The organism is Klebsiella sp. Q2, from assembly GCF_009900705.1.
Classification (GTDB): domain Bacteria; phylum Pseudomonadota; class Gammaproteobacteria; order Enterobacterales; family Enterobacteriaceae; genus Klebsiella; species Klebsiella quasipneumoniae.
Genome location: NZ_JAAABE010000002.1, coordinates 429,076 through 450,418, shown reverse-complemented (window position 1 = coordinate 450,418; position 21,343 = coordinate 429,076). Strand labels below are relative to the sequence as shown.

The following is a 21,343-nucleotide window of genomic DNA, read 5'->3' as shown; positions in this document are numbered from 1 at the left end:
CAGGCTCACACCCCATAGGCCCACGCAGGCGCAGCGCCGCCAGGCGATGACTGTGGGCACGGAGCCACTTTTATGCCGGGTGGCGGCTGCGCCTTACCCGGCCTACAGGATCCACTCACAGGCTCACACCCCGTAGGCCCGCGCAGGCGCAGCGCCGCCGGGCGATGACTGTGGGCACGGAGCCACTTTTATGCCGGGTGACGGCTGCGCCTTACCCGGCCTACAGGATCCACTCACAGGCTCACACCCCGTAGGCCCGGCCGCCGGGCATGAGGAAATTTACTTCCCGGCTTCCGGATGCGTATCGAAAGCCGCCATCACCGCCGCCAGCGCCGCTTCGCTGAAGCCATGTTTAGGATCGTCCACGCCCAGGCCGAAGCGGGTTTGCAGCCCTTCGTACAGCGCGGAGACATCGGCAAAATCGACCTTCTCCACCACGTGGTTATTTTCCCAGTGGGTAAAGTGGAAATTGGTAAGGGTCATTTTGCCGCCGTCCGGCAGATGACGACACATCAGCAGGTGGTGACGAAAGTGTGACTGCGGCCAGTGCGCCGACCAGAAGTTACCCATCACATAATCAGACGCATACTGGCGACCTAAATCGAAATGGTACATCGACTGCCAATGCTCGTGATGGTTGAACTGCAGCGTCCACTCATCCCCTTCATGCACCAGACGATAGCTGCCGTGCGGCGTCTGCTGCGGGATATCGGCCAGCAGCTTAATCGGCGCGGTCAGCGTCTGGCCACCGAAGCCAACGTCGGCGATCCAGCGCTCACCCGCCACTTCCACCAGCAATAAACGATGGGTGCGCGGCGGCATCTGCGGCGGATTGGCCAGCACCACCCGGCCCAGCAGGCTGCGGACATTAAAACCTATTTCGCGTAGCGCGCGCTCCAGCAGGCCATTTTGTTCAAAACAATACCCCCCGCGTCGGCCGGCGATCAGCTTCGCTTCCAGCGCCAGGTCGTCAAGATGGATCTCGCGCGGCAGCAGGACGTCGAGGTTTTCGAAAGGGATAGCGCTGTTATGCTGCAGATGCAGTTGGCGCAAGGTATCAATAGAAACATCAGGCTCTCCCGTCCAGCCCAGACGGGAAAAATAGGCGCGTAAAAAGGGACTCATCAGGGTCTCCAGCTGTTGGTGTCCGACATTTATAGCCTATATTCCCGCGCCGACCCTCTTTTTTGTGCGCTTGTCGTTAACCGCGCGTGCTGCGCTGCATCAGCGCCAGCGCCGTCAGCATCAGGAGCAGACCGGTCAACAGCGTCAGGCTGGCCATCGCCATGCCCTGACCAACGGATCCCTGTTCGAACTGGCGCCAGATAAACACCGCCACGGTCTGCGTGCCGGCGGGCGCCAGCAGCAGCGAGGTCACCAGCTCCCGGGACGCCACCGCAAACACCATCAGCATCGCCGCCAGCAGCGCCGGAAAGACCAGCGGCAGAACAATTAGCCGCAGCGCCTGCAGCGGCGATGCGCCGTGGACCCGGGCGGCGGGCTCAAGATTGGGGCCGAGTTGGCGCAGCGCGCTGCCGACATAGCGCACCGGCCAGGGCAGCAGCAGGCAACAATAGGAGAGCAGCAGCATCCACAACGTGTTGTAGGGCGAGCGCGGCCAGAAGGGCTGGTTCCACAGCAGGATCAATCCCACCCCCACCACCACGCCCGGCAGCGCCGCCGGCATCAGCGACAGCGCATCCACCACCCCGCGCCCTTTGATCTTCTGCACCATCACCAGCCAGGCGGCCAGCAGCCCCAGCGCGCCGACGATCAGCGCCGAACCTAGCGCCAGAGACAGGCTGACGCCGAGGGCCGACAGGGCATCGCCCTGCTGGTCGAATAGCGCCGCGAAGTGACGCAGCGTGACATTCTCCAGGCTGACTCCGCCCGAGAGGGTGCCCATCAGGCTGGTGAGCATCATCGAGACGGCGGGGACCCCGACCGCCAGGCCGCCGACGGCCGCCATCGCCAGCAGCGCGGGCAGCGTCATCCAGCCCAGCGACGTCCCACGGTTTTCTCCCGGTTTGCCGGTGACGCTGGTGACCTCCTTCTCCCCCACCAGCCGCGTTTGCAGCCACCAGGCGAACAGCGCTACCGTCATCAGCAGCAGCGACAGCAGCGCAGCGCCGGTGAGATCCACCGGCCAGTCGGCCAGCTTTTTCTCAATGCCCACCGTCAGCATCACCACTCCCGCCCGGCTGCCCAGCGCCGCCGGTACGCCAAACTCCTCGATGGCGAGAGTAAACGCCAGCAGCATCCCCGCCGCCAGCGCCGGGGAGAGCATCGGCAGCGTCACGTGCCAGAAGGCGCGCCAGGCGCTGGCGCCATGGACCCGGGCGACCATCGCCAGCCGTTGCCCGCTCGCCAGCAGGCTGCGGGAGACAGCAAAGTAGACCACGGGAAAAATATTAAAGGTCATCACCAGCACGATCCCGCTGCGGCTGAATAGCAGATCGTTTAGCTGCCAGCCGGTCAGCTGCTGCAGATAGCCCTGGCGTTGCAGCGCCAACATCCACGAGAGCGCCGAGATATAGGGCGGCGTCAGAAAGGGGATCAAAAACAGCAGGTCCCATAGCTGGGGCAGCGGCAACGAAAACATACCGCGCAGAATGCCGAGCGGCAGGCCAATGAGGACGCTGGCCAGCGCCACGCCGCCGGCGATCCACAGCGTACCGCCGAGCATCGACATCAGCTGAGGGTCCGCCAGCAGCGGCGAGACGCCGCCAAAGGCGTCATGGAGCGAACCGGCGCTAAAATGGGGAAAAATCGCCTGCAGCAGAATAAACAACAGCGGTAACGCGACCAGCAGCGTCAGGGCAGCAAGGGTCACGCCGGAAAGGAATTTTTGTTTCACAGCGGTTCCTGAAACGAAGCGTTCTCCGGCGGCCAGCGCCGGAGAACCGTGTCAATTATTGGGCATACAGCTGACTGAAGCGGGTCAGGACGGCGCTACGCTCGCTACTCCCCTCGCCGCTGGTGGGCAAGACCTTCAGCGCGTCCAGCAGCGGGCGTTTAGCGGCCACATCGCGGCGAGCGGGCATCAGCCAGGCGTCGGCGACCCGCGCCTGACCTTCCGGCGACAGCACGTAATCGATAAAGGCTTTGGCGTCGTCGGCATGCTGGCTGGTTTTGAGGATCATCATCGGGCGTGGGGCAATCACCGTCCCGCTGGGCGGGAAGATCACCTTCAGCGACTCGCCCTGCTGAATATTGCCGTAGGAGACATAATCCACCGCGCCGAACACCGCCGCTTTCGCCCCCTGCATCACCGGCGTCACCGCCTGGGCGTTGGGGCCGCTGACCACCATGCCGTTCTTTTTCAGATCGTCAAACAGCTGCCAGGCCTGGTCGCCCATGCTGTTTTGCAGGCCAATCAGCAGATCCAGCGACGCGCCGGAGAGCGCCGGGTCAGGCGTCGTCACCTTATCTTTAAACGCCGGCTGGGTGAGATCCCGCCACTCTTTCGGCTCCGGAGTGCCGCTTTTGCTGTTCCAGACGATGCCAAGCGCCGAGACCCCCTGGGCGATATAGTCCGCCGATTTCAGATTAGCCGGTACCTTGTCGGCATTGGCGCTGTGAAAAGGCAGCAACCAACCCCGCTGGTGCAGATCCTCCGCGGTATCCCATGAAGCGGAGATCAGCACATCCGCCTGTGGGTTGGCCTGCTCGGCCTCCAGACGGGCCATCACTTTGCCGGTGGTGGCCTGGAAAACGGTCACCTTCACCCCGGTCTGTTGTTCAAAACCGCTGGCCAGGCTTTTCGCCAGCGAGCCAGGGCCGGCGGTGTAAACGGTCAGCGCATGGGCGCTTGAGAGCATCATGGCGGAGAGAGCCATCGCGAGTACCACTCCTTTCTTAACGGTCATAACGGTGTTCATACAACGTCCCCTGAGGTTGGCGTAACGGCGCGGACAGCGGCCACGCGGCCCGCGGATAAATGGACTATCCGGTCGGCTAACAGCTCGGCTTCACGGCGGTCATGGGTAACATACACGGCGGTGATGCCGAGCTGGCGCAGCAGGCGGCTCATTTCGCCACACAGCGATTCGCGCAGTTCGCTGTCCAGGTTGGAGAGCGGCTCATCAAACAGCAGCACCCGCGGCGCGGCGACGATCGCCCGCGCCAGCGCCACCCGCTGCTGCTGGCCGCCGGAAAGGCCTGAAGGTTTACGTTCGGCAAAGCCGTCGAGGCCCACCCGCGCCAGCGCCTCGCTCACCCGGCGCTCGCGTTCGGCGCGGGCAATGCCGCGCATGCGCAGCGGAAAGGCGACGTTCTGCGCCACGCTCATATGCGGCCAGAGGGCGTAATCCTGGAAAACCATGCCGATATCGCGTTGTTCCGGGGGCAATCCCCAGCCTGCGCGGGCCACCAGCCGATCGCCAAAGCGGATTTCACCGCTGGCCGGCACGCTCAGCCCCGCCAGCAGGCGCAGCAAGGTGCTTTTGCCGCAGCCGGACGGGCCCAGCAGCGCCACAATGCTGCCGGGTTCGATATGCAGCGAGAAGCGATCGAGAATGGGGGTCTCTGCGAAGGCGAATGAGACCGCCTGCAGAGTGATAGGGGTCAGCGCGCGCATTGTCGCCCTCCCTTGCGGGAAAGCAACCCCTGCCCGGCGGTCGACATCCGACGGGGCGCGCTCACCTGGGATAACATCAGGGGAGCCAACATATTGTGATCCTCTTTGGGACTTTGTGCTGGCGACTATAGTCAGACGAGATGACGTATTGATTACATTTTCATTGCGGCTTAACGTATTACCCGCCAACCGACCCATTACTCAAGGAACGCCTATGAGCCGCTTTCGCCACGTGGAACTGCAGTATGCCAGCCGCCTGCTCAACCACGGTCCGACCATTTTGATCACCAGCTACGACGCTGCGTCCGACCGGCGCAACGTCATGGCCGCCGCCTGGTCGATGCCGGTGGAATTCGCCCCACCGCGGGTGGCTATCGTGGTGGATAAAAGCACCTGGACGCGGGAAATCATCGAGCGCAACGGCACCTTCGGCATCGTGGTTCCCGGCGTGGCCGCCGCCAGCTGGACCTACGCCGTCGGCAGCGTCAGCGGCCGCGATGAAGACAAATTCAATGCTTACGGAATTCCGGTGGTGACCGGTCCGGAGCTGGGCCTGCCGCTGATCGAGGAGAAGTGTCTGGCATGGATGGAGTGCCGCCTGCTGCCGGCGACGGCGGCCCAGACCCAGTACGACACCCTGTTCGGGGAGGTGGTGTCTGCCGCCGCCGATGAACGCGCATTCGTCACCGGACGCTGGCAGTTCGATGACGATAAGATCAATACCCTGCATCATCTGGGGACAGGCAATTTTGTCGCCAGTGGCCGCCACGTGCGGGCAAACTCCCTCGACGAATAAGCGTGACCTGCCGCGGGTGGCAGATTTTTCCCCTGCCCGGCCTGCGGCCCCCCTTTTAACCCGGTGGGCGGCGGCGATCGGCGCTTGGGGTCAGGCCAAACACTTTTTTATACAGGGTGGTAAAGTGGTTGCTGTTGGCGAAGCCGCACAGATAAGCCACTTCGGTAATGGTCATCTCCGTTTCGCGTAATTTGACCCGCGCGGAGACCAGTCGCAGACGTTTCAGATAATTATCCGGCGTTAATCCGGTGGCCTCTTTAATATGGCGAAACGCCGTGCGGGTGGTGAGATGAAATTGCTCCGCCAGCTGCTGCCAGTTATGTTCTTCGAAACAGTGCTCCTGCAGCCAGGTGAGTAATTTATGCAGTTTATAGCGGGTGCTGCTATATTCGGCTTCCGACTCGGCTGTGAGAATGGTGGTCACCAGCTGGAAAAAGAGAGACTCCCGTTGCGGGGTATTATCCGCCGCCCTCAGCGCCGGGGAAAATATCTTTTCCACCAGTTCCCGACAATAGCTGCGGGTCTCCGGTGCCAGCCAGCCATAGCAGGCGGCGCGCTGCGCCGATAATTGCTGCAGCAATCCCTCCATCTGCTGTAAATAGCGAAAGGCCACCGCCGGATTAATTAAGACATTAATCAACTTCAGCGTCCCCAGCTCATCATAATAGTGGACATCGCCAGGCTGGACATAAAATACATCGCCCTGCTGGATATACAGCGGGCGGCCATTAATAACGTGTAATCCATGCCCCTCCTCGACGATCACCAGCTCGGCAAACTCGTGGCCATGTTCCTGGCTATTATCTTCCGGGTCGCTGGCGTACATGCCGAGCTTATCCTGGGGGTGGGTGAAATAATACTCAACGGTCAGTGTCATCATTACAGCAAATCCTGAACAGCCTGGTGCGCAGGGGCACGATAATCTATTCCGGCCCTCGGCACGCGCCCGATGTGCGGATTTGTGATCGCCAGCGCCCCCACCTCATTATTCCTGCCATTTTCACTGACGGTTTGGCATTGCCAGAGTGGTGGTGCCGCCGGACGACGGCCTATGCTGCGCCTAACCTAATGGAGAGGACGCAGTATGTCACAGGCAATTCAATACAATTCCAGTGTGGCGATGACCCGCCATCCGCATTTATTAGAGCGTGCGGCCGCCCTAACGCCCGCGCTACATCGTCAGCGCCAGGCGCCGCAGGCCATCGTCGAGGCCGTCGCCGATCCGGCGGCGCTGAACGGCTGGCGGGGACACACCGTCTGCACGCCTGAGCAGTTTTATCAGCAGCCGCTTCGCGTCGGCGACAGCATTATCATTGACTTTGGCAGCCATTTTGTTGGCTACCTGCAGTTCAGCTGCCGCAGCGTCGGCAGCCCGCCGGATGCCCCGGCCCATCTGCACTTCACCTTCGGCGAAACGCTGAGCGAAGTCTGCGAGCCGTTCAGCGAGTACCAGGGGTGGCTGAGCAGTAGCTGGTTGCAGCAACAGGATCTGTGGCTCGACGTCCTGCCCGCCCGGGTTGACCTGCCGCGTCGCTACTGCCTGCGCTACCTGAAGGTGGAAATCAAAGCGCTGTCGCGCAAATTTCGTCTGCAGTTCGATGAGATAGCCCTGGAAACCGTTACCTCAGCCGGCAGCCCGCAGCCGGCGGTCATCGCCGATTCGGAGCTGAAAGCCATTGATGACGTCGCGGTTCGCACCCTGCAAAACTGCATGCAGGAGGTGTTTGAGGATGGGCCGAAACGCGACCGTCGGCTGTGGCTCGGCGACCTGCGCCTGCAGGCGCTGGTCAATGACGTGACCTTCGGCCACCACGATCTGGTCCGCCGCTGCCTGTACCTGTTTGCCGGCCATACCCGGGAAGATGGCATGGTCTCCGCCAATGTCTTTGTTCAGCCTGACGTGCGTGCCGATGACACATTTCTCTTTGATTATTCATTATTTTTTGTCGACGTACTCTATCACTACCTGCAAAGCACTGGCGACATGGAAACCGCCCGTGAACTGTGGCCCACGGCGCGACGGCAAATCGAGCTGGCGCTGACCCGCTGCGATCCCCAGGGTCTGGTGCGCGACAGCGATGACTGGTGGGTATTTATCGACTGGCAGGCAGAGCTGAATAAACAGTCGTCGGCGCAGGGGGTGCTTATCTACTGCCTGCAGCGTGCCCTCTGGCTGGCGCAGCGTGTTGAACCGCAGCGGGTAGCCGACTACACCGCTACGCTCGCGCAGCTGAAAGAGGCCGCCCTCCGCCACCTGTGGGACAGCGAGCGGCAGGTGTTTATCAGCGGCGCCGCGCGCCAGGTCTCATGGGCATCGCAGATCTGGCTGGTACTGGCGGAGGTTGGCACCGCCGGGCAGCGGCAAGCGCTGATGCGCCGCCTGCAGCAACATCCGCCCGCCATTGCCATGAATACCCCCTACTTGCGCCATCATCACATTGTCGCCCTGCTGCAATGCGGCCTGCGCGAGGAGGCGGTAGCGGAGATCAAGGCCTACTGGGGAGCGATGGTCGACTACGGCGCCGACACCTTCTGGGAAATTTTCGATCCGCAGCATCCTGACTTTTCCCCCTATGGCAGTAAGCTCATCAATAGTTACTGCCATGCGTGGAGCTGTACGCCGGCCTGGTTTATTCGCCAGTACGGACTTTAACAACAACGATAAGCGAGTGATTTATGGCAGAAACAACGTTTACCCTGTGGCGGCAGCGCCTTGGCTATGGCATTGCCGATCTCTCCTGCAACCTTGTGTGGCAGATGATCTCTCTGTATCTGATGTTTTTTTACACCGACGTGATGGGCCTCCCGGCCTATTACGTCGGCCTGATGTTTCTGGTCACCCGACTGGTGGACGGCGTGGCCGACGTGCTGATGGGGCTGGTAATCGACAATACCGCCACCCGCTGGGGGCGCTGCCGTCCGTATCTGCTGATTGGCGCGATCCCCTTTGGACTGCTGTGTATTCTGGCCTTCTACGTGCCCGATTTCGGCACCACCGGTAAGCTGATCTACGCTTTTGTCACCTATTTGTGCCTGTCGTTTCTCTATACCCTCGTTAATATTCCATTCTGCGCCATGCTGCCGTTTCTGACGAACGACTCGCGAGAGCGCACGACGCTGTCGGCAGTGCGTATTCTGCTCGGCTCGCTCGGCGCGACCATTGTCGCGGTCGCCACTCTGCCGCTGGTTGGCGCGCTGGGGAAAGGCAATCAGGAGCACGGCTTCTTCTATACGGCGGTAGTTTTCGGCGTTATTGCCACCTTTTTTCTGCTGGTGAGCTTCCGGAACGTTAAGGAAAATATCAGCATTACTCAGGAGCGCATGACCTTAAAACGCGCCTGGGTCAGCCTGCGCGCCAATCGACCGTGGTTCGTCTTCGCCATCAACATTTTCCTGATGTGGGGCGCGTTTTTCTTTCAAACCGGGGCGCTGGTCTACTTCTTCCATTATTACGTCGGCAATAACGAACTCACGGCGGTCGTCGCCGGAATCTCCACCTTCGTTCCCCTGCTGGGCACCCTCACCGTGCCGCTGCTCGCCAGCCGAATGAAAAAGCGCCACGTGTATCTGGTCGCCAGCGCGATCAACCTGGTCGGCATGGGTATGATGATGGCGGCAGGCGTTAATAGCTGGGGTCTGGTTGCCGGAGCGGTCGTGTTATCGCTTGGCGCCGGACAGCGCACGGCAATTTACTTTTCCATGCAGGCCGATCCGGTGGATTACGGGGTATGGAAAACCGGCATCAATACCGCCGGCATTTTAACCTCCATCAACGGCTTTCTTGGCAAGGTGGCTATGGCGGGCGCAGGAGCCATTACCGGGGTACTACTCTCATCCGCCGGTTATATCGCTAACCAGACGCAAAGCGACGGCGCGATGCTGGCGATAAAAGCCTGCTACCTCTATATCCCCGCGCTGCTGATTGTGGCCTCAATGTTGTGGATGGGTCGCTTCTACCGCCTCGACGACCAGTACGAGCAGATCCGCGCTGACCTTGACGCTGGACGCCGTGCGCCGTCGAACGCATCGTCTGTTGGTGGAGAAAACCACGCCCTGTAAGGCGCAGCACACCCTTCATACCTCTGAAAAAATAAGGATTGATATGCGTATCTCTTTGATAAGCGCAGCGGTTTGCTGCGCCCTTTTTTCGGCTTACGGCGCGAGTGCGGCCCCACTCACTGTCGAGCAACGGCTGGCTCTGTTGGAGGCCCGGCTAAATCATGCGGAGCAGGAGGCGGGAGAAGCTAAACGCCGGGCGCAGCAGGCGGAGCTGCGCACCAGCGCCGCGGAACAGCGCGCGGCGGCAGCGGAAAAGCAGGTGCAGGCGCTCAGTCAGCGCACCGCAGCGACCGAGCAAAAGCAGCAGGACACCGACAAACAGTTGGCGAAAAGCAGCCTCAGCGATGGCTTCGAGTTCAACGCCTACGCCCGTTCCGGAATGTTAGTCAACAGCCACGGCAAAGGCGCCCGCGGCGGGCCAGGTATCTCCCCGGCCAGTTCGCTCAACGGCGATGCCCACGTCGGTCGTCTCGGCAACGAAAAAGATAATTACGCAGAGCTGAGCTTTGGCAAAAAGCTTACCTTCAACGATGGCTCATGGGCGCGCTTTAAGACCATGCTCGCCGACGGGGCCACCAACCCGGATCCGTGGGTTCAGGACAACGACAGCCACCATCTGAACATTCGTCAGCTGTACGTCGAGATGGGCGACTTCGCCGAGTTCACCGGGCCGTTAAAACGCGCCTCGATCTGGGCCGGCAAGCGCTTCGATCGGGATAACTTCGATATCCACTTTACCGATAGCGACATCATGTTCCTCGGTGGCACCGGCGGCGGAATCAATGATGTCGACTGGGGAAGCGGCCTGCGCGGCGATTATTCGGTGTATGCGCGTAACTTCGGCGACCTTGGCAGCGATAATTACGCGGATAATGACATCCAGAATCTGCTGTTCACCGCAAACCATTTTTACGGCAACTGGCAGCTGATGACCACGGTGATGACCGCCCAGGGCAACGATGACCTGAAAGATAATACCTCGACCACCGGGAGCTATGCCCTGCGCAGCGATAACACCGCCAAAAACGGCTACTACACGATGCTGGCCCTCCACGACAAACAGCAGTTCTACGGCCTGGCGCCGGGGGTGTCGGAAAGCGCCCTGCAGTACGGCGTCGGGCTGGGCGCCGAAGCGCGTCAGCCGGGGAGCGATGGCGACCTGACCGAGAACGCGGCCTCCCTGCGCTTTGCGTCGTACGGGATCCTGCCGCTGGGGAAAAACTGGCAGCTGGCGCCGTCGGTGATCGCCCAGCACAGCGAAGACCGCTATCGCGACGGCGACCGCTACGACTGGGCGACGTTTAACCTGCGGGTATCGCAAGGGATCTCCGCTCACTTCGCCCTGCTGTATGAGGCCTCGTGGCAGTATATGGATCTCAATCCGAACGGGCGCAGCTATCGCTATAATGACAACGTTTATCAGTATCAGGCGGTGCGCGGTGATTTCTACAAGCTGACCTTCGCCCCCACCTTTAAAGTGGGCGATGTGTTTGATATCAAAGCGCGGCCGGAGATACGTTTCTTTGTCACGTGGATGAACTGGGATAAAGACCTGGATCGTTATGCGATCAACGATGATTTCGGCAGCAAAGGCTTTACCGCTGGCGGGACATGGAACTTCGGCGTGCAGACGGAGATTTGGTTCTGACCGAGCGTCACTGGCGGGCATCATGCCCGCCAGTGGCAATTACATGCTATAACCCGGCTTCTTAATCAACTGCGCCATCTGCGGGGCGATCTCACTATCCCACACCGCCTGCCACGCGTCCGGCTCGACCTGAGTCAGCGCGACGCTGACGGCGCTCTCTTTGCTGTTCAGATGACGGATCAGCACCTCGGTAATGTCGGCGGCCAGTGCGGTTTTTTGTTCCTCAGTCAGTTCACGGGGAAAACATTTAATATCTACATGCGGCATAGCAAAGACTCCTTGTGGTCAGAGCCATAACGCTACCACACAATGGCCGTTATGGTTGGCATCGCGTGCGTTAAATCAGCTTGTTACGGCGCAGCGTCGCGGCCAGCTCCGGTCGCTGGTAGACCGCCCGGGCGACGGCGGCGAATTTTGGCGCGTGGTCGTCAAACCACGCCTGCCGCGGCCCCCAGCTGTACATCGCCGCGATATAGCAATCCAGCAACGTTACCGACGCGCCCAGCGCCCACGGCCCGGCGGCAAGCTGCTGTTCGAACCAGAGATAGAGATTTTTCCGGTACTGGCGACAATTCTCCACCAGCTGCTCCGCCGCGGCGGGCGCCCAGCGTTCCGGATAATCGGCATAGGTAAAGGTGGGATAGACATTAGCCACCAGCCAAACCAGCAGGCGCTGAAACTGCTGACGCTGCGGCGTCCCCGGCGCGGGGGCCAGGTCGGGACGCTGGTCGAGGATCATCAGCGCGATGGCGGCGGTTTCGGTCATGATGTTGCCGTCGGCCAGCCTCAGGGTGGGCACCTGACATAGCGGGTTAATCTGCCGCAGGCGCTCGCGCGCCGGGCCGGGCTGGTCAAAGCCCTCAACGTCAACCACCTCGTAGGGAATATTGGCCAGGGAGAGCATCAGCTCGCTAATCGTCGAGCCCCATCCCGGCACGCCATAAACGGTAATCATGGTCTGCCTCCAGGATAAAGCCTAAGTGTAGGCAGAAAATTACCGCTCACCCAAACGGCATACCATGGCCCGGGTGGTTAGTAGGTGATCCCCGGCGGGTTGACCACCGACTGCGCCACCGCTTCGCCCTGCTCTCCCCAGCGCGCCAGCACCTGCTGATATTCACCGCGGGCGATCGCCCCGTCGAGGGCTGCCTGCAGGGCAAAGACCAAACCGTTACCTTTTTTAGTGGTCGTCGCCACCCACGCTTTTTTCGGCCCCAGGCCTACCACCCGGGTCTGGCCATTAAGGGCCGCTTTATAGGCGGCCACCGACTGCGGACCGAAAAAGATATCCGCCCGCCCGGACTGGATATAGAGGTTGCCGGAGGCATCATCGGTCAGGTAGACCGGCTGGGCCGGCGGCCGCCCGGCGGCCCGGTTGTCCTCATTCCAGCCCAGCAAGATCCGCTCCTGGTTGGTGCCGGACCCGACGATCACTTTGCGCCCGGCGAGGTCTGCGGGTCCGTTTACCGCGGCGATGTCGCTGGTGGATTTAACCGAGAAGGCCAGGGAGTCCACTCGGTAGGTGGCGAAATCGAACTTCTCTTTGCGCTTCTCGGTTACCGCGATATTGATCAGCGCAACATCGTAGCGGCCGGCGGCGATGCCCAGCGGCCAGTCCTCCCACGCGGTGGGCACCAGCCTGAGCTTCAGGCCAAGGCTCCCGGCCAGCAGGCGGGCTATATCCGGGTCGCTGCCGATCCGCGTGCGGTTGTCGCTGGCAAGCAGCGCCAGCGGCGGAGAATTGAGCGCCGAGATCGCTACCGTCAGCGTCCCCGGTTCCACGAAGCGATAGCCCGGTGGAATTTTCGCTATCGCCTGCGGGTCGCGGGTGACCGGCAATGGCTGCTCATTGGCGCGCAGATCCAGCGCCGCGTGAGCGTCCAGCGCCAGGGCGCTGAATACAAGGGTCGCTATCGCTCTGTTCATGACGGCAGCACCCTGGATAAAAACTGCCGGGTACGCGGATGCTGAGGATGGTTGAGCACCTCGTCGCTGCTGCCCTGCTCGACGATCCTGCCGTCGACCATAAACACCACCTGATCGGCCACCTCGCGGGCAAAGCCAACCTCGTGGGTGACCACCACCAGAGTGGTGCCAGAGCGCGCCAGCTTCTTGATGACATCCAGCACCTCGCCCACCAGCTCCGGATCCAGCGCCGAGGTGGGCTCATCAAACAGGATCACCCGCGGGTCCAGCGCCAGCGCCCGGGCAATAGCGATACGCTGCTGCTGGCCACCGGAGAGATGCCGCGACCAGGCATCTGCTTTATTGCGCAGTCCGACCACGTCCAGCAGCTCCCAGGCACGGGCAATGGCCTCTTTGCGCGTGACCTGCTTGTGGGCGATCGGCGCCTCTATCAGGTTCTCCAGCACCGTCAGGTGCGGAAACAGGTTAAAGTTCTGAAACACGTAACCGACGTTGATCCGCTGGCGGAGGATCTCCTTCTCTTTCATCTCATACAGCTTGTCGCCTTTGCGGCGATAGCCGATATAGTCGCCATCAATCTGAATAAACCCTTCATCAACGCGCTCGAGGTGATTAATGGTGCGCAGCAGCGTGGACTTGCCCGAACCGGAAGGGCCGAGGATCACCGTCACTGTGCCCGGAGGTATCTCCAAGGACACATCGTCCAGCGCTTTGTGGCGGCCATAGTATTTGCTGACGCCGGTGATAGAGATATGGCCATTACGAGAGCTGGGCATGGACGGCCTCCTGGGGCTGTGGTTGACGTGCGGGTTGATTCAGACGGCTGCTGCGGGCGCTGTTCACCGCCGAGCGGCGCTCGCTGCGCGCCAGGCCACGTTCCACCAGGTACTGAATGGCGGAGAGAACGCTGGTGATCGCCAGATACCAGGCGGCGCCGACCATCAACAGCGGGATCACCTCCTGGGTACGGTTGTAGATCATCTGGATGGTGTAGAACAGCTCCGGCATCGCCAGGACATACACCATCGCCGTTCCTTTCGCCAGACTGATGATCTCATTGAAGCCGGATGGCAGAATGGTGCGCAGCGCCTGCGGCAAAATAATGCGCAGCGTGCGTCGCCAGGCGGGCAGCCCCAGCGCGGCAGCGGCCTCATACTGCCCATGGTCAACGCCGAGGAAGCCGCCGCGAATAATCTCCGCGGTATAGGCGCTCTGCACCAAGGTCAGGCCCACCACCGCCGTGGAGAATTGCCCCAGCACGTTTATCGTCTGGTAGCTGGCCCAGGTGACGCCGGTAAACGGGATCCCCAGCGACAGGGTGTCGTAAAGATAGGAGAAGTTGTAGAGAATGATCAGCACTACAATCAGCGGCAGCGAGCGAAACAGCCAGATATAGCTCCAGGCGAGGCTGCTGAGCAGCCAGGATGAGGACAAGCGGGCCAGCGCCAGCAGGCCGCCGAAGATCACGCTCAGCACCGTGCCGAGCAGGGTCAGAAGCAGGGTTTGTCCCAGCCCTTCGAGGATCACCGGGTCAAAGAACCAGCGGGCGAAGACGCCCCACTCCCAGCGCGGGTTGAAGGCCACCGACTGGATCACTACCGCCAGCACCAGCAGGGCCACCAGGGCTCCCACCACCCGCAGCGGATAGCGCGCCGGCACCACTTTTATCGTTTCAGATGTATGCATAATGCCTCCTCAGGCGCTGTGGCTAAAGGCGCTCACCGCCAGCGCTTTAGTGAACCGCAGCCGGCCATCGTAAGGCGGCTGACTGTACTCTTCCGGGTCTCGCGCGAGGTCAAACTGCGCCTCATACCCCTGGCTGAGATAGAGCTTTACCGCCTCCGGCTGGCGGAAGCCGGTGGTCAGGTAGATATGGCTGTACCCGGCCAGCACCGCCCGCCGCTCCAGCTCCTGAACTACTTTCGCCGCCAGCCCCTGCTGGCGCAGACGGCGGTGCGTCCAGATACGTTTGATCTCTGCGGTGTGGCGATCCTTAGGTTTATAAGCGCCGGTGGCGATAATTTCGCCCTCACGCTCAAGGACGATAAACAGCCCCTGCGGCGGCAAATACCACTCGCTCAACTCCACTTCCGCATCGCGGGAAAAATAGTCGCCGTAGCGGGCGGCGTATTCAGCAAACAGCCCGCTAATAATCGGCTGCAGCTCCGGGGCGTCCGGAGAAATATCGCGGAATGCTTCGCTCATCGCGCCTCCTGTCAGTCGCCCAGCCCGGGCGGGTTGATTTCCGATTGCGGTATGCTTTCCACCCCTTCTCCCCAGCGGTTAAGCACTTTGGCGTAGTCCCCGCTGGCGATAGCGCCGTTCAGCGCCGCCTGGACGGCATTCACCAGCCCGCTGTCTTTTTTCAGCGTTACCGCGATATGCGCCGCTTTCGGCCAGCCGCCGTCGACGCTGCCCACCAGTTTGGTTTTGCCGGTCAGCGCCGCCTTCCATGCGCCAATTACGTTAGGGCCGAAAAAGGCGTCGGCTCGCCCGGTCTGCAGCGCCAGCGTCTGGGCGGCATCATCCTTGGTGTAAACCGGGGTAAACGGCTTCAGCCCCTTCTTGACGTTCTCCGCGTTCCACGCCAGCAGGATCGCCTCCTGGTTAGTACCGGAGCCGACGATAATCTTCAGCCCGGCGATGTCCTCCGCCTTGTCAATTTTGTTCAGCGGACTGGTGCTTTTGACGTAGAAGCCCAGCGAATCTTTGCGGTAGGTGGCGAAATCGAACTTCTCTTTTCGCTCTTTGGTGACGGTAATATTGCTGATCGCGGCATCATATTTGCCGGAGGTGACTCCCAGCGGCCAGTCTTCCCAGGAGGTGGGAACTACGTTCACCTCCAGCCCGAGACTCTCCGCCACCAGCCGGGCGATATCCGCCTCGCTGCCGAGCAGGGTTTTGTTGTCATCGGCGAAGACCGTCAGCGGCGGTGAGTTCAGGGCCGCCACCGCGACGGTGAATTTCCCCGGCACCGCCAGATGCAGATCTTTCGGCAACAGGGCAATGGCCTTCGGGTTTTTCGCTGTGTGAATCGGCGTTTTGTTGGCCTCCAGGCTTACCCCGGTGCCATTGATCTTGACGTCCTGTGCCCACGACGAGGCGCTAAATGCCAACGCGACGGCCAGCAAGAGTGTTGTTTTCTGCATAGCGTGATTCTCTTTTCTTATTTTTGGAATTGATTAGCGGGTAGCGCCAGGCCCAGACTTTCCCGCAGGGTGGTGCCCGGATAGTCGCGACGGAACAGACCGCGCGCCTGTAACAGAGGCACCACCTCGTCAACAAAGCGCGGGAAGGTTTCCGGCGTGCCGCCCTGAATGATGAAACCGTCCGCCGCGCGCTGTTCGAACCACAGCTGCAGGCCATCGGCGACATCGCTGGCGGTGCCGGTAAAGCGCGGACGTGGGCTCGCGGCCTCCAGGGCCACCTGGCGCAGGGTTAATCCCCGCTCGCGGGCGTGACGTTTAATCTCGTCGGTGGTGCTGCGGAAGCTGTTTTGTCCCAGGTCGCCAATATCCGGGAACGGTTCATCAAGCGGGTACTGCGAAAAATCATGGTGCTCGAAATAGCGCCCAAGATAGTTCAGCGCATCTTCGATGGAAACCAGCGCCGCGGTAGTCTGGTACTGACGTTCCGCATCCTCGGCGTCATCTCCGACAATGACGCTGACGCCCTGGAAGATATGCAGTTGGTCCGGGGTGCGCTGATATGCGCTGAGTTGGCTTTTGACATCCTGATAAAATGCCTGCGCCTCGGCCAGCGATTCCTGATGGGTAAAAATGGCATCGGCGTGGCGTGCGGCTAATTTCTTGCCGTCGTCCGACGCGCCGGCCTGGAAAATAATCGGCCGTCCCTGTGGCGTGCGGGCAATATTTAGCGGCCCGGCCACTTTAAAGAAATCGCCATGGTGATCGAGCGTATGCAGTTTATTTTTATCAAAGAACTGGCCAGTCTCCTTATTGCGCACAAAGGCGTCCTCTTCCCATGAATCCCATAAGCCTTTCACCACCTGCAGATATTCATCGGCAATGCGATAGCGCAGCGCATGATCCGGATGCTGGGCCCGGGAGAAGTTTTTCGCCGACCCTTCCAGCGGCGAAGTGACCACGTTCCAGCCCGCCCGCCCCTGGCTTAAATGGTCAAGGCTGGCGAACTGTCGGGCGGAGGTAAACGGCTCGCTGTACGAAGTGGATAAGGTCCCCACCAGCCCCAGCCGCCGGGTAACCGCGGCCAGCGCGGAAAGCACCGTTAAGGGCTCGAAGCGATTTAAAAAATGGGGAATCGATTTTTCATTAATATATAAACCGTCGGCGACAAAAATAAAATCCAGCTTACCCGCTTCCGCTTTTAACGCCGTCTCTGTAACAAAATCAAAATTAATACTGGCGTCGGCCTGGGCCGCCGGATGACGCCATGCGGACATATTTCCCGATGCACCATGTAATATGGTTCCCAGACGCAATTGTCGATTTTCAGACATAGCTACCCTTTCCCCTGCCATCCGTTAAATGTGTTGTAACGCTTCTTCCGCGAGCCGGGCGAAATAATGCGCCGCGGGCGCAATCAGCCGTTCATCCGGATTAAATGCCGGATGGTGCAGACCATATTCGCTGGCGCTGCCGATGCTGACGAACGCCCCGGGAATATGCTGAAGATAGACCGCAAAATCTTCGCCACCGAGATGCAGATCGGCGTGATGGGTGCGGTACCCGGCCTGGGCCGCCACGTCGCTGGCGAAGTCGGCCCAGCGGGCGTCATTGACCAGCGCCGTCGGGCCGGCATACCAGAAGACGTCAATCTGTGCGCCAAAGGCGCTGGCGAAACCGGCCGCGATCTCGCTGACCCGGGCCTTGACCCGCTGCTGCACTTCACTGCTGTGGGTGCGCAGCGTCCCCTCCAGTTCGACGCTCTCCGGCAGCACGTTCCAGGTATTGCCTCCCTGGACCCGCGTCACGCTGAGCACCACTGAGTCGAGGGTGTTCACTTCCCGGCTGGCCACGCTCTGCAGCACCGTCACCAGCTGGCTGGCCAGCAGGATCGCATCCTTTCCTTCATGTGGGCGGGCGGCATGCGCCCCCTTCCCGGTCACTTTGAAGACGAAGCGATCGACGTTGGCGTAGAACGCGCCGCCGCGGGTGGCAAATTCGCCCACCGGCAGGCCGGGCTCATTGTGCATACCAAAGATCGCCGACACGTCCTCCAGCGCCCCGGCGCGGATCAGGGTTTTCGCGCCGCCAAAATTTTCTTCCGCCGGCTGAAACAGGATCCGTACCCGCCCCGGGAGTTCCGCTTCCCGATCCTTCAGCAGCAGCGCCGCCCCCAGCATCACGCTGGTGTGAATATCGTGGCCGCAGGCATGCATCACCCCTTCATTTTGCGAGCGGTAAGGCAGACCGGTCGCCTCCTCGATGGGCAACGCGTCGATGTCCGCCCGCAGGGCAATCACCTTGTCGCCGCTGCCGACTTCGGCGACCAGCCCGGTTTTCAGATCGAAGGGCAGCAGAGTCAGCCCGCCGCTCTGCAGCCAGTCGCGGATCCGCGCGGTGGTGGCTACTTCCTGTAGGGAGAGCTCCGGGTTCTGGTGCAGCTCGCGCCGCCAGCTAATCAGTTGTTGTTCAAAGGACATTCAGCACCTCCTTGCCGTAGTGAGCCTGCGCCAGCAGGCGCAGGGAGCGCAGGCGCGCAGGCCCGTCGCTAATGGGGGTATCAATGATTAATTCATCCAGCTGATCTTCCGCCTGCAGCGCGTCAAGCCGGGCTTTAACCTGTTCGGGAGTACCGGAGATCAGTGAAGATTCGCGGCGGTGGATGCGTGTCGGCCGGCTGCCAGCCTGGCGGGCAAAGGCGACGGCCTGAGCCTCACTGCCGACGGTCACCCGCTGGCCGTTCTCCAGCTCGACGCCCCACACCTCGACCTGCTGCGCCAGCGCAGCGGCGGTGGCCGGATCGTCAGCCACCACCACCTGCACGGCGACGATCGCCTCACGCGGGCTGAGCTCGCGCCAGCGGTTGATCACCGTGCGGCGCAGCGCGCTGTCGCCATTGAGATGGGCCGCAAAGACAAAGTTCCAGTCAAGACGGGCGGCCAGTTCCGCACTCTCCAGGCTGGCGCCGAGCAGAAATCCGTCGGCCCGGCGCGGCGGGATCGGCGTGGCGCGCAGGCTCTCCTCTCCCCCTGGCTCAGTCAGTGACAGCCAGTTATCCAGCTGCGCCAGCTGATCGGCAAAGGTCCCTTTCTCCTCCTGATGCAGGCCCTGCTGCAGGGCGCGGGTGGAGAGCGGCAGGCCGCCAGGCGCCTTGCCCACCCCGAGATCGATGCGACCCGGCGCGAGGGCGGCCAGCAGGTTAAAGTTTTCCGCGACTTTATAGGGGCTGTAGTGCTGGAGCATGACGCCGCCGGACCCAAGACGAATGCGCCGGGTGTGGCCCAGCAGCCAGGCGATAACCAGCTCCGGAGAGGGGCTCGCCAGCTGATCGGTATTGTGGTGTTCGGCGACCCAGAAGCGGTGATAGCCCCAGGCTTCGGCGTGTTGCGCCAGCGTTAATGTGCGCGCCAGCGCCTGCGCGGCGGTTTCCCCGGCGGCAAGCGGACTTTTATCCAGGATACTGATTCGATAAGACATTTCGCAGGCTCATATGAAAGTACGTACCTGCATTATTAAAATCTCTGCTAACTATTGAGAAACAATTAATTCACATGTGTACTGCTGAAAATTAGATATGCCCGCCTGACCGCTGCGCTTCCAGCTCGCGGAGCAGCGCCTCAGCCTGCCGCGGACTGCGCAGCCGGACGAAGCGAATATGCCGATATTGCGGATCCTGCATATCGGCCAGATAGCGTCGACGATTCTGCCGCCAGGTCTTCAGCGTCCAGAGGATGATGGATTCCCGGCTGCAGAACGAACGGCGGAAACTCTCGCGGTTGCCGGTGCCCGGCCATAGCTCCTGTTGTCGCCACGCCCGGCTCGCGGCCCGCCACACCGCCTGGCGCAGCGTGCGCCAGAGGCCATAATCCAGCCAGATCACCAGATCCACCTCGCGCCATTTGACCCCGCGGCTGCGATTGTAGTTGCCGTCCAGCACCCAGCCCGGGGTGGCCGTCGCGGCGGCAATGGCGGCGAAAAACGCCTCATCAGGCGTGCCCTGCCAGTTTGGCCGCCAGTACAGGCGATCCAGTTCGATCCAGCGCAGCCCCAGCCTGTGCGCCAGGCGACGAGCCAGGGTGGATTTACCTGAGCCGCTGGTGCCGACCACGTTGATGTTCATCTCTGATTCTCCCTGGTAGCCATTCCCGTTGTTCGCCGCCTTTGCCCGGATGGGAAAAGGCAGTATGTACAGCCGCTTACGCCAGCAAGCGAAAGGCAAAAAATTTCCGGCTGATCGCCCCACCTGTCATGCCGCGCCAGTAAAGATGGCGCTGCCGCCAACAAAGCAGTCTTTATCCAGCGTCAGGCTGGCGATCTTATGCACCGGACCGCGCATATTCACCTGAAAATCCGCGCCGAAGGTGATGCACAGCTGGCCGCCTGGCATGTTGACATCCACCCGATCGTCCACCTTCCCTAACCGGCGCATGGCGCTGGCCGCCGCGCAGCTGCTGCTCCCGGAGGCCATCGTAAACCCGGCGCCCCGCTCCCAGATACCAATCTTCAGCGTATGGCGATCGACAATTTCCACGAACTGCACATTGCAGCGTTTGGGGAATAAGGGATGATGTTCAATTTGCGGTCCTAAACGATGAACCTGTTCCAGGTCGAGCTTATCCACGAGGACAACGCAGTGGGGATTGCCCATGGAGACCAGCACGACGGACAGGGTTTCATCCGCCAGCGTCAACGGATAATTCACCGCCTCGGGCAAATTCACTAAGGCGGGTAACGCCGCCGGATTGAAATTCGCCCGCCCCATATCCACGCTAATCTGATGAAAATCACTCTCCACGGTGCAATAGACATCTCCGCCCGCCGTGTGCACTAAAAAAGGCTCATGGCCGACGCGACCGCTATCAAACAGATAGCGCGCATAGATCCGTAGCCCATTACCGCTTTTCTCCGCCTCGGAGCCGTCCGGATTGATAATACGCAGCGTGGGATGGGTTTGATCGCCGCTGTCGATCAGCAGACCATCGGAACCAACGCCATAGTGGCGATGGCACAGAATTCGAATATGCTCGTTGCTCAGCTGGTCGGCAACGGCGCGATGGCATACCAGGTAATCATTACCCAGTCCGTGATATTTATGAAACTGTAAGGGGGTCATTGTGTGGGGTCGCCTGGCGCTATGGGTCTGATCTTGCATCTTACAATACCTGCGCCGCCAGAATGAATTAAACACT

At 61.1% G+C, this 21,343-nt stretch carries 19 protein-coding genes and 1 pseudogene; 4 read left to right on the top strand and 16 right to left on the bottom strand.

Annotated elements, in window-relative coordinates; genetic code table 11:
• Window positions 1-279 precede the first annotated feature (279 nt).
• The 4 genes from nhoA to GT756_RS09910 form a co-directional block, all read right to left on the bottom strand.
• Window positions 280-1,125 (bottom strand): N-hydroxyarylamine O-acetyltransferase, encoded by an 846-nt coding sequence (gene nhoA / locus GT756_RS09925; RefSeq protein ID WP_004202712.1) that lies wholly within the window; start codon window positions 1,123-1,125, stop codon window positions 280-282.
• Between the two features lie 76 nt (window positions 1,126-1,201).
• On the bottom strand, window positions 1,202-2,857 hold the full coding sequence (locus GT756_RS09920; RefSeq protein ID WP_160124735.1) for an iron ABC transporter permease: 1,656 nt from the start codon (window positions 2,855-2,857) through the stop codon (window positions 1,202-1,204).
• Window positions 2,858-2,912: 55 nt separating this feature from the next.
• Window positions 2,913-3,881 (bottom strand): ABC transporter substrate-binding protein, encoded by a 969-nt coding sequence (locus GT756_RS09915; RefSeq protein ID WP_004202716.1) that lies wholly within the window; start codon window positions 3,879-3,881, stop codon window positions 2,913-2,915.
• Window positions 3,878-4,579: an ABC transporter ATP-binding protein gene (locus GT756_RS09910; RefSeq protein WP_004202717.1), complete on the bottom strand. Its 702-nt coding sequence runs from the start codon at window positions 4,577-4,579 to the stop codon at window positions 3,878-3,880. Before GT756_RS09910 ends, GT756_RS09915 begins: the two co-directional genes overlap by 4 nt.
• A 214-nt stretch (window positions 4,580-4,793) precedes the next feature.
• On the opposite strand from GT756_RS09910, the gene GT756_RS09905 reads away from it, so the two are divergent.
• The gene (locus GT756_RS09905; protein WP_004202718.1) at window positions 4,794-5,375 is read left to right on the top strand and encodes a flavin reductase family protein; all 582 of its coding nucleotides are present in this window, start codon (window positions 4,794-4,796) and stop codon (window positions 5,373-5,375) included.
• Between the two features lie 55 nt (window positions 5,376-5,430).
• Here the strand turns inward: GT756_RS09905 and GT756_RS09900 are convergent, their stop codons facing one another.
• Entirely contained in the window at window positions 5,431-6,255 is an 825-nt protein-coding gene (locus GT756_RS09900) for a helix-turn-helix domain-containing protein (RefSeq protein WP_004202721.1), read from the bottom strand.
• A gap of 204 nt (window positions 6,256-6,459) precedes the next feature.
• Between GT756_RS09900 and GT756_RS09895 the strand changes: the two genes are divergently transcribed.
• From GT756_RS09895 to GT756_RS09885, 3 genes are read left to right on the top strand one after another with little or no spacing between them, the layout of a single operon-like run.
• Entirely contained in the window at window positions 6,460-8,028 is a 1,569-nt protein-coding gene (locus GT756_RS09895) for a family 78 glycoside hydrolase catalytic domain (RefSeq protein WP_017900504.1), read from the top strand.
• A 23-nt stretch (window positions 8,029-8,051) separates the two neighbouring features.
• Window positions 8,052-9,434: a glycoside-pentoside-hexuronide (GPH):cation symporter gene (locus GT756_RS09890; protein WP_043519650.1), complete on the top strand. Its 1,383-nt coding sequence runs from the start codon at window positions 8,052-8,054 to the stop codon at window positions 9,432-9,434.
• A gap of 43 nt (window positions 9,435-9,477) precedes the next feature.
• On the top strand, window positions 9,478-11,082 hold the full coding sequence (locus GT756_RS09885; RefSeq protein WP_160124734.1) for a carbohydrate porin: 1,605 nt from the start codon (window positions 9,478-9,480) through the stop codon (window positions 11,080-11,082).
• A gap of 39 nt (window positions 11,083-11,121) precedes the next feature.
• Here GT756_RS09885 and pptA read toward each other — a convergent pair whose 3' ends face one another.
• The 11 genes and pseudogenes from pptA to dapF form a co-directional block, all read right to left on the bottom strand.
• Window positions 11,122-11,349 (bottom strand): tautomerase PptA, encoded by a 228-nt coding sequence (gene pptA / locus GT756_RS09880; protein WP_032456134.1) that lies wholly within the window; start codon window positions 11,347-11,349, stop codon window positions 11,122-11,124.
• Window positions 11,350-11,419: 70 nt separating this feature from the next.
• Window positions 11,420-12,037, bottom strand: coding sequence for a glutathione S-transferase family protein (locus GT756_RS09875; protein ID WP_160124733.1), 618 nt, complete (start codon window positions 12,035-12,037; stop codon window positions 11,420-11,422).
• Window positions 12,038-12,114: 77 nt separating this feature from the next.
• Window positions 12,115-12,966 (bottom strand): transporter substrate-binding domain-containing protein, encoded by an 852-nt coding sequence (locus tag GT756_RS09870; RefSeq protein ID WP_074440910.1) that lies wholly within the window; start codon window positions 12,964-12,966, stop codon window positions 12,115-12,117.
• Window positions 12,967-13,004: 38 nt separating this feature from the next.
• Complete coding sequence (locus GT756_RS09865; RefSeq protein ID WP_053810329.1) at window positions 13,005-13,784, bottom strand: amino acid ABC transporter ATP-binding protein; 780 nt, start codon at window positions 13,782-13,784, stop codon at window positions 13,005-13,007.
• Window positions 13,768-14,694, bottom strand: a complete 927-nt coding sequence (locus GT756_RS09860) for an amino acid ABC transporter permease (RefSeq protein ID WP_004202730.1) — start codon at window positions 14,692-14,694, stop codon at window positions 13,768-13,770. Before GT756_RS09860 ends, GT756_RS09865 begins: the two co-directional genes overlap by 17 nt.
• A gap of 9 nt (window positions 14,695-14,703) precedes the next feature.
• Window positions 14,704-15,213 (bottom strand): GNAT family N-acetyltransferase, encoded by a 510-nt coding sequence (locus GT756_RS09855; RefSeq protein WP_004202731.1) that lies wholly within the window; start codon window positions 15,211-15,213, stop codon window positions 14,704-14,706.
• A gap of 11 nt (window positions 15,214-15,224) precedes the next feature.
• Window positions 15,225-17,488: pseudogene (locus tag GT756_RS26175) on the bottom strand (NtaA/DmoA family FMN-dependent monooxygenase).
• 24 nt (window positions 17,489-17,512) lie between these two features.
• Window positions 17,513-18,634: a M20 peptidase aminoacylase family protein gene (locus GT756_RS09840; RefSeq protein WP_017900497.1), complete on the bottom strand. Its 1,122-nt coding sequence runs from the start codon at window positions 18,632-18,634 to the stop codon at window positions 17,513-17,515.
• Window positions 18,624-19,631 carry an LLM class flavin-dependent oxidoreductase gene (locus GT756_RS09835; RefSeq protein ID WP_053810327.1) on the bottom strand — a complete coding sequence of 336 codons (1,008 nt, stop codon included), beginning with the start codon at window positions 19,629-19,631 and terminating at the stop codon, window positions 18,624-18,626. Before GT756_RS09835 ends, GT756_RS09840 begins: the two co-directional genes overlap by 11 nt.
• A 91-nt stretch (window positions 19,632-19,722) precedes the next feature.
• A complete protein-coding gene (locus GT756_RS09830) occupies window positions 19,723-20,274 on the bottom strand; it encodes a hypothetical protein (RefSeq protein WP_004202736.1) in 552 nt (183 codons plus the stop codon).
• Window positions 20,275-20,400: 126 nt separating this feature from the next.
• Complete coding sequence (gene dapF, locus GT756_RS09825; RefSeq protein WP_128335416.1) at window positions 20,401-21,267, bottom strand: diaminopimelate epimerase; 867 nt, start codon at window positions 21,265-21,267, stop codon at window positions 20,401-20,403.
• Between the last annotated feature and the right edge of the window lie 76 nt (window positions 21,268-21,343).

What these genes read in the sequence shown, in the direction of transcription:
- nhoA (WP_004202712.1), bottom strand. Translation starts at nt 1,125, where the DNA reads ATGAGTCCCTTTTTACGCGCCTATTTTTCCCGTCTGGGCTGGACGGGA.
- GT756_RS09915 (WP_004202716.1), bottom strand. Translation starts at nt 3,881, where the DNA reads ATGAACACCGTTATGACCGTTAAGAAAGGAGTGGTACTCGCGATGGCT.
- GT756_RS09910 (WP_004202717.1), bottom strand. Translation starts at nt 4,579, where the DNA reads ATGCGCGCGCTGACCCCTATCACTCTGCAGGCGGTCTCATTCGCCTTC.
- GT756_RS09905 (WP_004202718.1), top strand. Translation starts at nt 4,794, where the DNA reads ATGAGCCGCTTTCGCCACGTGGAACTGCAGTATGCCAGCCGCCTGCTC.
- GT756_RS09900 (WP_004202721.1), bottom strand. Translation starts at nt 6,255, where the DNA reads ATGATGACACTGACCGTTGAGTATTATTTCACCCACCCCCAGGATAAG.
- GT756_RS09895 (WP_017900504.1), top strand. Translation starts at nt 6,460, where the DNA reads ATGTCACAGGCAATTCAATACAATTCCAGTGTGGCGATGACCCGCCAT.
- GT756_RS09890 (WP_043519650.1), top strand. Translation starts at nt 8,052, where the DNA reads ATGGCAGAAACAACGTTTACCCTGTGGCGGCAGCGCCTTGGCTATGGC.
- GT756_RS09885 (WP_160124734.1), top strand. Translation starts at nt 9,478, where the DNA reads ATGCGTATCTCTTTGATAAGCGCAGCGGTTTGCTGCGCCCTTTTTTCG.
- pptA (WP_032456134.1), bottom strand. Translation starts at nt 11,349, where the DNA reads ATGCCGCATGTAGATATTAAATGTTTTCCCCGTGAACTGACTGAGGAA.
- GT756_RS09875 (WP_160124733.1), bottom strand. Translation starts at nt 12,037, where the DNA reads ATGATTACCGTTTATGGCGTGCCGGGATGGGGCTCGACGATTAGCGAG.
- GT756_RS09865 (WP_053810329.1), bottom strand. Translation starts at nt 13,784, where the DNA reads ATGCCCAGCTCTCGTAATGGCCATATCTCTATCACCGGCGTCAGCAAA.
- GT756_RS09860 (WP_004202730.1), bottom strand. Translation starts at nt 14,694, where the DNA reads ATGCATACATCTGAAACGATAAAAGTGGTGCCGGCGCGCTATCCGCTG.
- GT756_RS09855 (WP_004202731.1), bottom strand. Translation starts at nt 15,213, where the DNA reads ATGAGCGAAGCATTCCGCGATATTTCTCCGGACGCCCCGGAGCTGCAG.
- GT756_RS09840 (WP_017900497.1), bottom strand. Translation starts at nt 18,634, where the DNA reads ATGTCCTTTGAACAACAACTGATTAGCTGGCGGCGCGAGCTGCACCAG.
- GT756_RS09835 (WP_053810327.1), bottom strand. Translation starts at nt 19,631, where the DNA reads ATGTCTTATCGAATCAGTATCCTGGATAAAAGTCCGCTTGCCGCCGGG.
- GT756_RS09830 (WP_004202736.1), bottom strand. Translation starts at nt 20,274, where the DNA reads ATGAACATCAACGTGGTCGGCACCAGCGGCTCAGGTAAATCCACCCTG.
- dapF (WP_128335416.1), bottom strand. Translation starts at nt 21,267, where the DNA reads ATGACCCCCTTACAGTTTCATAAATATCACGGACTGGGTAATGATTAC.